Consider the following 12,309-nt stretch of genomic DNA (forward strand, 5'->3'; position numbering starts at 1 on the left):
CTTCGATCGTGAGCGCCGGCGCCAACCAGTCTTATCTCAGCGGCTACCTGGATAGCCTGGCCGGCCAGCGCCAGCTGTCAGCGCATACCATCAGCAACTATGGCCGCGACCTGAAAGAGCTGGCAAGCCTGACCCAAGCATTGGGGGATAACTGGGAGTTCGCCGCCGTCACCCATTTCCACATCCGTAAATTTGCCGCGCAACTGCATTCCCGCGGTTTGAATCCCAGTTCGATCGCACGTAAACTTTCGGCCTGGCGCGGATTTTTCGAATGGCTGGCGGAGCAGACCACGCTCGCCAGCAATCCTGTCGAAGGCGTCAAAGCGCCCAAACGCGCCAAACCGCTGCCGAAAGCGATGGCTGCGGATGACGCGATACACCTGGTCGCCAGCGGCAACCCGCTGGCCGATGCCGGCTCCAGCATGGCGTTATGCAACCAGGCGATGTTTGAATTGCTGTATTCCAGCGGCCTGCGAGTCTCGGAACTGGCGGGGCTGGACCTGCGCTACAGCCGCCAGGCAGACCATGAATCGGCCGGCTGGATCGACCTCGACGCCGCCGAAGTGACGGTCACTGGGAAAGGTGGCAAGATGCGCAGCGTACCGGTAGGAAAACCGGCAATACAAGCCATTGCTGCCTGGCTGCCGCAACGTGCGGCATTGCTCAAGAGCGGCCAAGGCAAACATGCAGCAGCCTTATTCCTGACCGAACGCGGCACCCGCGTCTCGCCGCGCGTGGTCCAGCTGCGCTTGAAGCACCATGCGCAGTCGCTTGGCATCGCCAGCAACGTCCATCCCCACGTACTGCGCCATTCGTTCGCCTCGCACATGCTGCAGGGTTCGGGCGACTTGCGCGCAGTGCAAGAACTGCTGGGCCATGCGTCGATTGCCGCCACCCAGGTTTACACCTCGCTGGATTTCCAGCGCCTGGCGCAGGTATATGACGCTGCCCATCCGCGAGCAAAAAAAATCACCGAGAAATAGACAGCAGGCAAGCCGCGAACGACGGCCGTTTGGAACATAAACCACATCAAATATGCAACTGAATTGCATTTCAGGCATAATTGAAGCCTTAGCTATCGACATTGCCATATGAACCCAGGCCCAAAATCCAAATCTGCAGCGACCGCTGCCGCCGCCAGCTCTCGTCCGCATGCGGCAGCATTGGCCGAGGCGCAGCTGCGCGAGGCTGCGCTGCGCATCACCCCTGCCCGCATCAAGGTACTCGCTACCCTGCTGGAAGCGCGCTGCGCTTTTTCGCATCAGGACATGCAAGACCAGTTTGTCGAGATGGACCGGGTGACCTTGTATCGCGCCCTCGACTGCCTGACAGACGCCGGCCTGGCGCACAAGATTGCCGGCGACGACCGTGTATTCCGCTATAGCGCCGGCACCGAACACAGCGAGTCCAGCCACTCCGGCCACGCGGCACATCACGCCCAGCACCAGCACGGTCATTTCAAATGCACCCGCTGCGCCAAGGTATTCTGCCTGGACGGCAGCGGCGATGCCGGTTTCCTCGACAGCATACTGGCGCTCGGCGACAGCCATGCCGGCAACAGCACCACTCCGACCAAGCTGCGCAAGCAGCTGCAGCAAGCTTTGCAGGACACGCTGGGCAAAGGTTTCCAGGGTCATGAGATAGAACTGACCATCAAGGGCTGGTGCGCCGACTGCGCGCATTAATCTGCCGTAGCGGCTTGCCCGTCCCATCCCTCCCGGCTTCATATCGTTTTTTACTTTTCCGGATCCCACCATGGCACTTATACCAACCACCATCCTGACCGGTTTTCTCGGCGCCGGGAAAACCACTTTGCTCAACCGCATCCTGCAGCAGCAGCACGGCCATAAAATCGCCGTGATTGAAAACGAGTTTGGCCAGGAAAATATCGACAATGAAATCCTGGTGCAAGACAGCACCGAACAAATCGTTGAAATGAACAACGGCTGCATCTGCTGCACGGTGCGCGGCGACCTGATCGTCGCCTTGACCACGCTGGCGCGCCGCCGCACCGCAGGCGAACTGAATTTCGACCGGGTGATCATCGAGACCACCGGCATGGCCAATCCAGGACCGGTGGCGCAAACCTTCTTTGTCGACGACGAAGTAGCGATGCACTTCATGCTCGACGCCATCGTCACCGTGGTGGACGCAAAACACGCGATGATGCAGCTCGACCAGCAGGAAGAAGCGCAACGCCAGGTCGGTTTCGCCGACAAGCTGCTGCTCTCCAAGACCGACCTGGTGACACCGGAAGAAGTGGCCGCCCTGACCAGCCGCCTGAAGCGCATCAATCCGCGTGCGCCTGTCATTACCCTTGATCCGCAACATACGCCGATAGAAGAAATCCTGGACATCCGCGGCTTCAACCTCAACGCCAAGCTGGAAATCGATCCTGACTTTTTGGCAACCGAGGAAGCGCACGCCCACGAGCATAGCGGCGACGACTGCGACCATCCGTCCCACCACCACCATGACCACCACCACGCGCATCACGACGATGAGATCGCCGCTTTTGTTTTCAAAAGTGAAAGGCCGTTCGATACCGCGCGCCTGGATGAATTCCTGGGCGGCCTGGTGCAGGTCTACGGACCGCGCATGTTGCGCTACAAAGGCGTATTGTTGATGGATGGGGCCGACCGCAAGGTGGTGTTTCAAGGCGTGCACCAGATCATGGGCAGCGATGTCGGCGGCAAATGGGACGCAAATGAGACACGCGGCAGCAAAATGGTCTTCATTGGCAAGAATCTGCCGAAAGACATCTTTATTCGCGGTTTGGAGCAATGTTTGGTATAAACTATGGCAGTTTTGCGCTGGGAAATCACTGGATAGCGGGCCAATCACACCATTGCTTGGCCGCTGATTTAAGGGAGAGGACCATGAACCTGACCGTTAAAAAGACCGTTGCCAAGAAGGCACCGGCCTCGCTAGGCAAATCGACGCCGAAAGCCCGGCAGGCTGCTGCTCCCGCCAGCAGTAAGGTTAAGAGCGCAGTGAAGAGCACTGCAAAAAGCGCGGCCAGCAGCGTAAAAGTCGCTGAAAAACCGGCAAAACTTTCCGCCAAGGCGCCGCGGAAGACCGAGCCTCCCGTTGCCACCGCAAGCAAGGCGGTTCCCAAAGTTGCCAAACCCAGTCCCAAACCTGTTGTAAAATCCCTAGCCAAGAAAACGGCGATTGCCAAGTCATCCTCCGCTGCGGCGGCAGACAAGGCAGCGCGCAATACCCAGGCCAGTAGTTCTGTAACAAAGAAACTGAGTTCCCCAACGGCCAGATCCGTCGCTAGCAGCACCAGCAACAAGCCCGCAAGCGCCGGATTAACGGATAAAATTGAAAAAAACGTCGTATCGAAAGCAAGCGAAGTGGCTACTAAAACAACCAAACCAACATCTGATTCCATTCTGTTGACCGAAGAGCAAATCCTCAAGATGAGCGAAAAGGACTACATGAATGAAGCGCAACTGGCTTTCTTCAAGGCGCGTTTGCAGCAGCTAGAAATCGACCTGCTCAAGAACGCCGGAGAAACCACGGAACACTTGCGCGAAACCGTCCTGGTGCCGGATCCCGCGGACCGCGCCACCATCGAAGAAGAACATGCGCTGGAACTGCGTACCCGTGACCGCGAGCGCAAGCTGCTGAAGAAAGTGCAGCAATCGATCGCATCGATCGACGCCGGCGAATACGGCTGGTGCGAAGAAACCGGCGAACCGATCGGCATTCCACGTTTGCTGGCGCGCCCGACCGCCACCCTGTCGCTGGAAGCGCAACAACGCCGCGAACTGAAACAAAAGCTTTACGGCGATTGATTCCCGGAGCGGTCCGGCTGCGGGAAAACACTAGCCAGAGCAACGGCCTTGCTTCCCCTGCCTGACCGCTGTCGCTTTTCCTGCTGTCGTGTCCCGCTTATCCAGATTCCTTGATGCCAGCCCAAGCCCTCCGTTCGAGACGCTTCCAGCACGCTGCCCCGGCGCCAGTGCTGGCGCTTGTGCTGATATGCACGATCCTGTTCTCGCAATGGCTGGGACTGACGCATAGCATTGTCCATGCGGCCTGGGAAAACAAGCAGTCGACCAGCCTGACGCACATCACGTCGGTAATCGAACGCGTCATCGAAGGCGGCGGCAAAGCGCATCACTCTTGCGCAGCGTTCGACGACGCCACCCTGGCGGCGGCGATCTACTCGGTCCCCCTGAACCTGCCGCCCCTGCCTGGCAAACACCTGTTGGCCTTGTGGCAGGCGTTCGCTTCCTGGCACGCCCCGTTCACCTGCCACTTTTCACCGCGCGCACCACCTCGTTCCTGACAGGACGCAGCCAACCGCTTCGCTTATCCCGAAGCATCACACCATTTATCGCCGTCGCCCGGATGCCAGACCACGCGGGATCGATCGCGTTCTGACGCGCGTATTCCGCATCGATCCGGAAGCCGACGGCCATTACCTGTCTAGGAATCATCATGCTTGCCCAACGTACGCTGTTATCCAGCGCGGTTCTGTCCGCGCTGGCCGTTCTATCGTCTACCGCATCGGCCCAGGCCGACACTGCCGAGCAGGCCAAGGCCTTGCCGCCCATCGTGGTCAGCGCCAGCCCGCTCAATGCCAATGTCGACACCCAGATCCTGGCTCCGGCCAAGGTATTGTTCGGCGAAGAATTACGCAACAAGACCGGCGCTTCGCTGGGCGACACCTTGTCGCAGGAACTCGGCGTGTCGGCATCCGGCTTCGGCGCCGGCGCCTCCCGTCCGATCATCCGCGGCATGGAAGGTCCACGCGTCAAGATCCTGCAAAACGGCATGTCGGTGGCCGATGTCTCCAGCCTGTCCAACGACCACGCGGTAGCCACTGAAGCGGCGATTGCACGCCAGATTGAAATCCTGCGCGGCCCGGCCGCGTTGCTGTATGGTTCCGGCGCCATCGGCGGCCTGGTCAACGTCGTCAATGACCGCATCCCTACCGAACTGCAAAAAGGAATCAGCGGCGAGGCTGAGGCCCGCTATGGCAGCGGCGACAACGGCAGAAGCACGTCGCTGGTGCTGGACGGTTCTACCGGCCCGATAGGCATGCACCTGGACGGCAACTGGCGCGACACCGGCAACTACAAGATCCCGGAACACGCCAACCGCAACGACGCCGGTTCCGCGTCGGGCCGCCTGCCAAATTCCTTCACCCACGAAACCGGAGTCGGGGCCGGCGCGTCCTATATTGCGTCCTGGGGCTATATCGGCGCCTCCGTGGCAACCCTGGATGACCACTACGGCATCCCCACCGCGGAAAAATCCTTTATCGACCTGCATCAAACCCGCTACGACATTGCCGGCCAGATCGACAACCCGCTGGCCGGTTTCGAAAAGCTGACGTTCAAGCTCGGACACACCGACTACACCCACACCGAGAAACAGGAAAACGGCAAGCCGAATACGATCTTCTCCAACAAGTCGACTGAGAGCCGCTGGGAACTCGCGCACAAGCCGTTAGCCGGCTGGCACGGCACCTTCGGCATGCAGACCGAAGACACGCGCTTCTCCGCCCTGGCAGCCGAGAGCGGCTTGCCGGATACCGTGCCGCGCACCAAATCGACTTCGATCGCGGCATTCCTGGTGGAAGAGCGCAACTTCGGCCCGGTGCTGGCCAGCGCCGGTTTGCGCCTTGAATCGGTGAAGCGCCGCCCCGAAGCGGAATCCGGCTTCGCCGACCGCAAGTTCAACCTGGCGTCCTATTCGGCCGGCGCCCTGTGGAGCTTCCTGCCAGGATATGGCTTCGGCCCTACGGTGTCGATCGCGCAGCGGGCACCCGCGGCCGAAGAACTGTATTCAAACGGTCCGCACGAATCCACCGCCACGTTCGATATCGGCGATCCGGCTTTGAAAAAGGAGATTTCGCGCAATATCGAACTGACCTTGCAAAAAACCAGCGGACTGATCCGCTGGAAAGCCAACCTGTTCCAGAACCACGTCAGCAACTATGTGTTTGGCCGCAACGCCGGCACGGTTGACGGCAGCGGCGCACCTGATCCGGCCGGAGAATTCACCGAGCGTTTCTGGTCGCAGGCAGACGCTACCATCCGCGGCGCCGAGGCTGAACTCAGCTACAACCTGCGCGGCGAGGGCTTTTCGATACGCGGCTTCGCCGATACCTCGCGCGGCCGGCTGGATAACATGGGCAACCTGCCCTTGCAGCCGGCTAGCCGCTATGGCGTTGATCTCGGTTATGCGCAGGGCGCGTGGCGCAGCGGCCTCACTATCCTGCGCGCGCAGCAGCAGGATCGGCTGGCGACCTTTGAGAACAGCGTGACGCCGGGCTACACCAAGATCGACGCCAACCTTTCTTACACCCAGCAAGTCGGTTCGCTGCAGCTCACCTGGTTTGCCTTGGCCAAAAACCTGTTGAACCAGGATATCCGCCTGGCGACCTCGGTATTGAAAGATGTCGCACCGCAGCCGGGACGCAGCTTCATCCTTGGCGTACGCACCAAGTTCTAAGCCGGAAAAACGGGATTGCGAGGCCAGCGAAACGCCAGGCAACAAGCTGCCGCGCGGTCCCGGTCGGCGCCGGAAGCCGTAGATAGAATGATCGTTCTCATCACTCGATAGTCAAAAAACATGACATATTTATGTCGCAACTTAGGGGGTCTGGACATACTTCCTGAGTTGCTTTGTGTTACCTTTAGAGGTGTCGATTGATCGTGCTTTTTTAGCGTAATAATGAGCAAAAGCGGGAGCAGTCTCAAAACAAAAATGTAGCCATGAACATAGCAGGCGCCATGGCAAATGCGATGATAAAAACGCAATGCGCGGAACCGGTGCCGGAACAGGCGCACCATTCCAGTACATATAAAATCGCAGCTTTGATAGCAACTTACTTTCGGGATTAACACGTGGGGATTTTCTCGCTCTTCGGCAAAAATAATCGTCCAAACGGCGCACCGCCGGCGGATGACAAAGTACCAGCCGCAGCAGACAATCAAGCGCCGGTTCTGTTTGGTGAAAACCATGAGCGGCTGAACAACTCGATCACGCTGCGCGATGGTGCCGCACGCAGCACCACGACCATGAAGATCGATGCGATCGAATCGGAAATGTCGTCCGAGTTCGTGCATCTGCCGCCCTCTGCCAAGCCGGCCGGTCCGGACAGCGTGGCGCCGGTCACGCTTACCCAGGGCAACACCACCCAGTTGACGCTGCCCGTGATGAGCAGGACCACGGAATACCTGGATGACCAGTCGCGCAGCGGCAGCATCGAAGTGTCGGTATCCGATACCCCGGAAGTGATTGAAGAGGCCGCAGTGCTGTTCGCCAGCGACCAGAACGACATCGCCGAAGCGCTCCTGTTAAGCGCCATCGCCGAAAACAATCTCGGCTCGTCCACCCACATTGTCTGGTGGATGCTGCTGGACCTGTACCAGATCACCGGCAAGCAGCAGGAATTCGACAACCTGTCGGTCGACTTCGCCAACAAGTTTGAAACCTCGCCGCCGACCTGGATCGATATCATGACCCTCGATCCACAAGCCAAAACCCAGGAAAAGGCAGGTGCGCCGCCAGCCGTGGCCTTCTCCGGCAAGCTCGACGCCAACATCAGCAAGCAGCTGGAGCGCGCGCAAAAACTGAGCGTCACCCATCCTGCCGTGCGTCTCGAGTTTACCCGGGTCAGCTCAGTCGACCCGATCGGCTGCGGCCTGCTGCTGCGCATGCTGAAAAAACTGCAAAAATCCGGGCTGGACCTGATACTGGTCGGCGCCGACGAACTGGCCGACAAGATCCGCGAGATCCTGCTGGTCGGACGGCGCGACGAAACCGCCGCGCCCTGGCTGCTGCTGCTGGAAATCCTGCATCTGCTCAACCAGGAACAGGCCTACGAAGACGCCAGCATAGATTATTCGATCACGTTTGAAGTCTCGCCGCCGCCGTTTGTCGCCCCCCACTCCAAGATCATCACGGCGGCCGAAGACAACAATACCCAAGGCGTAAGCCTCAACGGCAACAACAGCCTGCTCATGCCGGTGCTGATCGAAGGCCGGACCGAAGAGCTGCTGACCAAGATCCAGACCCACGCCAACGCCCACAGTCCTGCAATCATCGATTGCTCGCGCCTGGTCAGGGTCGACTTCAGCGCCGCCGGCGAACTGCTCAACGGGCTGTCATTACTCGCCAGCAACGGCAATGCGATCGAGTTTCACAACGTCAACCACTTGGTGACTGCCCTGTTCAAGGTAGTCGGCATTCAGGAAATTGTCCGCGTGGTACCGCGCAAAAATTAAGTTTTTAACAAAAACCACCCTCTGCAGTCAAAAAAACAACGCCAAATCCACCTAATTCAGCGCTTGTAATCAGACCGGCCGTCCCCATTTTTTTGGGACAGTATCGATTTGTCATTCGATAGCGAAATACATGCGAGCAGGCGCCCCGCGCCCCGCATGCGCGGCCAGACTATCCCGGGCCGCACTTTCTGAGGCTAGCAAAAATGGAACAATTTCACGGCACCACCATCCTTTCGGTACGGCGCGGCAACAGCGTTGCATTAGGCGGGGATGGCCAGGTCACTCTCGGCAACGTCGTCATGAAGGGCACGGCCCGCAAAGTCCGCAAGTTATATCAAGGCAAGGTACTGGTCGGTTTCGCCGGCGGCACCGCGGATGCCTTCACCCTGCTCGACCTGTTCGAGGCAAAACTGGAAAAACACCAAGGCAACCTGATGCGGGCATCGGTCGACCTCGCCAAGGAATGGCGCACCGACCGCATGCTGCGCCGGCTGGAAGCGATGCTGCTGACCGCCGACCGCGAAACCACGCTGGTAATCACCGGCAACGGCGATGTGCTGGAGCCTACCGACGGCATTGGTGCGATCGGCTCGGGCGGCACTTTTGCCCAGTCGGCCGCCAAGGCGCTGCAGGAAAACACCGAATTGCCGCCGGCCGATATCGTCAAGAAATCGCTGGTGATTGCCGGCGAGCTCTGCATCTACACCAACCAGTCGCACATCATCGAAACTCTCGATTAAGACCCAACACCATGAACATGACTCCCCAAGAAATCGTTTCAGAACTGGACAAACACGTAGTCGGCCAGGATCGCGCCAAGCGCGCTGTGGCGATCGCATTGCGTAACCGCTGGCGCCGGCAGCAGATCGCGGAACCGCTGCGTCATGAAATCACGCCGAAGAATATCCTCATGATCGGGCCTACCGGCGTCGGCAAGACCGAGATCGCGCGGCGCCTGGCCAAGCTGGCCGATGCTCCCTTCATCAAGATCGAAGCCACCAAGTTTACCGAAGTGGGCTACGTCGGACGCGATGTCGATACCATCATCCGCGACCTGATCGACATCGGCATCAAGCAAACCCGCGAAGCTGAGATGCGCAAGGTCCGCACCCGTGCGGAAGACGCCGCCGAAGACCGGGTGATCGACATCCTGGTGCCGCCGGCGCGCGATTTCGGCTTTCATCCCGAACAGGATCCAGGCAACAACGAAGGCAATGGCGACAAAGGCGGCAAGGATGGGAATACCCGCCAGACTTTCCGCAAGCGGCTGCGCGAAGGCGCACTCGACGACAAGGAAATCGAGATAGAACTGTCGGAAGCTGCGTCGCAGATGGAAATCATGGCGCCGCCCGGCATGGAGGAAATGACCGAGCAGATCAAATCCATGTTTTCCGGCATCGGCAGCAACCGCAAGAAAAACCGCAAGATCAAGATCAAGGATGCGATGAAAGTCCTGATCGAGGAAGAAGCCGCCAAGCTGGTCAACGAAGACGAACTGAAGCAGAAAGCCATCAGCAACGTTGAGCAAAACGGCATCGTGTTCCTGGACGAGATCGACAAGATCGCTACTCGCTCGCAAAACAGCGGAGGCGCCGATGTCTCGCGCGCCGGCGTGCAGCGCGACTTGCTGCCGCTGGTGGAAGGCACTACCGTCAACACCAAGTACGGCATGATCAAGACCGATCACATCCTGTTCATCGCATCCGGCGCTTTCCACCTGGCCAAACCGTCGGATCTGATCCCGGAACTGCAAGGCCGTTTCCCGATCCGGGTCGAGCTCGATTCCTTGTCGATCAGCGATTTCGAAAGGATCATGACCGGCACCGACGCTTGCCTGACCAAGCAGTACGAAGCATTGCTAGCCACCGAAGGCGTCACGCTGGAGTTTGCCAAGGAAGGTGTGCAGCGGCTGGCGGAAATCGCTTTCTCGGTCAATGAAAAAACCGAGAATATCGGCGCGCGCCGGCTGTACACGGTAATGGAAAAACTGCTGGAAGAAATCTCGTTTTCGGCGACCAACGCTACCGAAAAAACCATGGTGATCGATGCGGCTTATGTCGATGAGCGCCTGGGCGCCCTGGTGGTGAACGAAGACTTGTCGCGTTATGTGCTGTAAGCGGTAGCATTGCCGCCGGGCTGGTCCCCGGCGGTAAGCCGCTAGCCGATGGAACAGGCCCGTTATTTATTGCTTGAGCAGTCTAAAACGGGAATGTTTTTGATGGTCTTCAGCTTTTATCAATTACGGCCCTATTTATCCTGCACCGGCACCGCCGGCTGTTCCGGCGGCAGATCCTGGTTAGGCGCCTGCTGCATCATCTGGGCCGGCGCCGGCACTGGCGAAGCGCCGCCCAGTCCCGACTTGGTGCGCGCATCTTCCGGCAGCATCACACGCTTCAGGACCCCGCCCTCGGATAACAAGACATAGCTTGCGTGCACTTCCTTGACGCTGGTTCCCGGCAGCAGCTCCTTGCCCTGCCGCACCGCCTGCGCCGGCTTGCCGTCGGCGCTCAGGATCGCCACGCTTTCGCCGTCTTGTTTCGCCGCGACCACGCCCAGCAGCTGGTAGTTGCTGGCAACCGTCACCGTGCCGCGGCCGCCGAACAGTCCCGCCGCGAGCGAAACATCGATCTGCGCCCGTTCCGCCTGCGGCGGCGCGGTCACCGCGCGCAGCTGCGGTTTGATCAGTTGCATCACCCAGTATGCCGTGCAGGCGCACAGCAGCATGAACAGCAGCAGGCTGAGGAATTCCGGCAGGCGCTTGCTTTGGCGGCCGAGTTTTTTTGTTATTTGCAGTTTCACGCTTTTCCTGACTTTGTCCTAACGCACCAACTGGTTGATTTCAATAATCGGCATCAGCACCGCCAGCACGATCAACAGCACCACTACCCCCATCGCCAGGATCAGGGCCGGCTCCAGCAAGCCGGCGATGGTCATGGCGCGCCGTTCCAAATCCTGTTCCTGGGCGCTGGCGGCGCGCTCCAGCATGGCGGGCAATTCACCGGTCACTTCGCCGGCCCGGATCATGTGGATCAGCATCGGCGGAAAATGTTTGTGTGCCGCCAGCGCACGCGCCAGGCCCACCCCTTCGCGCACGCTGGTGGCGGCAGTGTCGACCTGCTGCCGCATGGCGACGTTGGACAGCGTATCGCGGCTGGTTTGCAGCGCTTTCAGGATCGGCACGCCCGAGCCGGTGGTAATTGCCAGCGTACTGGCAAAACGGGCGGTATTCAAGCTGCGCTCGAATTTCCCGTACAGCGGCGCATTCAGCAGCCAGGTATGCCAGCGCATCTTGGTCGCCGGGTTTTTCAGCGCCATGCGCCAGCTGTAGAACAGCACAATCACCACGATCAGGACGATCCAGCCATAGTTGCGGACAAAGTCGGAAGTGGCCAGCATCATCACTGTCAGCATCGGCAATTTCTGCTTGGTATTTGCGAACACCGACACGATCTGCGGCACCACATAGGTCAACAGGAAAATCACGATCACGAAGGCCACCACGGTCACGATCGCCGGATAGGTAAACGCCAGCTTCACCTTTTGCACCAGCGAATTGCGGCGCTCGATGTAATCGGCCAGCCGCGACAGCACGCGCGACAGCTGGCCGATCTGTTCACCGGATGCAACCAGCGCCCGGTAGATTTCGGCGAAATCGCGCGGATGGCCGGCCAGCGCACTGGACAGGGAAGCGCCGCCCATGACGTCGGACCGGATCGATGCGATCAGGTCGCGCTGGTAATTGCGCTCCGACTGTTCCAGCAGCGCCGTCAAAGCCTGCTCCAGCGGCAGGCTGGCTTCCAGCAGGCTGGCCAGCTGGCGTGTAAACAAGGCGATTTCCACCGTCGACAGATGTTCGCCGAAACCACGCCGTTTCAGGTTGCCGGCAGCGTCCACCTGCTGCGCGATGGCTTCCACCGTCAGCGGCAGCAAACCCTGGGCGCGCAGGTCGGCACGCGCCATCTTGGCGCTGTCCGCATTCACCACGCCCTTGGCGGTGCTGCCGGCGGCGTCTACCGCTTCGTAACGAAATGCTGGCACTCTGGTCCTCTACTCTTCG

At 59.6% G+C, this 12,309-nt stretch carries 12 protein-coding genes; 9 read left to right on the top strand and 3 right to left on the bottom strand.

Features of this window, described 5'->3' with window-relative positions; translation table 11 throughout:
* Window positions 1-8: 8 nt before the first annotated feature.
* From xerC to V8G57_RS10025, 3 genes are all read left to right on the top strand, one after another.
* Window positions 9-983 carry a tyrosine recombinase XerC gene (gene xerC, locus V8G57_RS10015; protein WP_092395203.1) on the top strand — a complete coding sequence of 325 codons (975 nt, stop codon included), beginning with the start codon at window positions 9-11 and terminating at the stop codon, window positions 981-983.
* A gap of 108 nt (window positions 984-1,091) precedes the next feature.
* Complete coding sequence (locus tag V8G57_RS10020) at window positions 1,092-1,685, top strand: Fur family transcriptional regulator (RefSeq protein ID WP_342829267.1); 594 nt, start codon at window positions 1,092-1,094, stop codon at window positions 1,683-1,685.
* Window positions 1,686-1,755: 70 nt separating this feature from the next.
* Window positions 1,756-2,796 carry a CobW family GTP-binding protein gene (locus tag V8G57_RS10025; RefSeq protein ID WP_092395207.1) on the top strand — a complete coding sequence of 347 codons (1,041 nt, stop codon included), beginning with the start codon at window positions 1,756-1,758 and terminating at the stop codon, window positions 2,794-2,796.
* A 25-nt stretch (window positions 2,797-2,821) separates the two neighbouring features.
* Here the strand turns inward: V8G57_RS10025 and V8G57_RS10030 are convergent, their stop codons facing one another.
* Complete coding sequence (locus V8G57_RS10030; protein WP_342829477.1) at window positions 2,822-3,397, bottom strand: hypothetical protein; 576 nt, start codon at window positions 3,395-3,397, stop codon at window positions 2,822-2,824.
* Between the two features lies 1 nt (window position 3,398).
* Here V8G57_RS10030 and dksA point away from each other — a divergent pair, with 1 nt between their 5' ends.
* The 6 genes from dksA (at window position 3,399) to hslU (ending at window position 10,368) form a co-directional block, all read left to right on the top strand.
* Window positions 3,399-3,803, top strand: a complete 405-nt coding sequence (gene dksA, locus V8G57_RS10035) for an RNA polymerase-binding protein DksA (RefSeq protein WP_038497220.1) — start codon at window positions 3,399-3,401, stop codon at window positions 3,801-3,803.
* A 113-nt stretch (window positions 3,804-3,916) separates the two neighbouring features.
* A complete protein-coding gene (locus tag V8G57_RS10040; protein ID WP_139220009.1) occupies window positions 3,917-4,300 on the top strand; it encodes a hypothetical protein in 384 nt (127 codons plus the stop codon).
* 152 nt (window positions 4,301-4,452) lie between these two features.
* Window positions 4,453-6,474 (top strand): TonB-dependent receptor, encoded by a 2,022-nt coding sequence (locus tag V8G57_RS10045; protein WP_342829269.1) that lies wholly within the window; start codon window positions 4,453-4,455, stop codon window positions 6,472-6,474.
* Between the two features lie 395 nt (window positions 6,475-6,869).
* On the top strand, window positions 6,870-8,252 hold the full coding sequence (locus V8G57_RS10050; RefSeq protein WP_342829271.1) for an STAS domain-containing protein: 1,383 nt from the start codon (window positions 6,870-6,872) through the stop codon (window positions 8,250-8,252).
* A 203-nt stretch (window positions 8,253-8,455) separates the two neighbouring features.
* Window positions 8,456-8,992, top strand: coding sequence for an ATP-dependent protease subunit HslV (gene hslV / locus V8G57_RS10055; protein ID WP_092395220.1), 537 nt, complete (start codon window positions 8,456-8,458; stop codon window positions 8,990-8,992).
* A gap of 11 nt (window positions 8,993-9,003) precedes the next feature.
* On the top strand, window positions 9,004-10,368 hold the full coding sequence (gene hslU / locus V8G57_RS10060; protein ID WP_092395223.1) for an ATP-dependent protease ATPase subunit HslU: 1,365 nt from the start codon (window positions 9,004-9,006) through the stop codon (window positions 10,366-10,368).
* Between the two features lie 131 nt (window positions 10,369-10,499).
* Here the strand turns inward: hslU and V8G57_RS10065 are convergent, their stop codons facing one another.
* A complete protein-coding gene (locus V8G57_RS10065; RefSeq protein ID WP_342829273.1) occupies window positions 10,500-11,051 on the bottom strand; it encodes a type II secretion system protein N in 552 nt (183 codons plus the stop codon).
* Between the two features lie 18 nt (window positions 11,052-11,069).
* Window positions 11,070-12,290, bottom strand: a complete 1,221-nt coding sequence (gspF, locus tag V8G57_RS10070) for a type II secretion system inner membrane protein GspF (protein WP_092395229.1) — start codon at window positions 12,288-12,290, stop codon at window positions 11,070-11,072.
* Window positions 12,291-12,309 lie beyond the last annotated feature (19 nt).

Origin of the sequence: Collimonas rhizosphaerae (assembly GCF_038896935.1) — a bacterium.
Classification (GTDB): domain Bacteria; phylum Pseudomonadota; class Gammaproteobacteria; order Burkholderiales; family Burkholderiaceae_D; genus Collimonas; species Collimonas rhizosphaerae.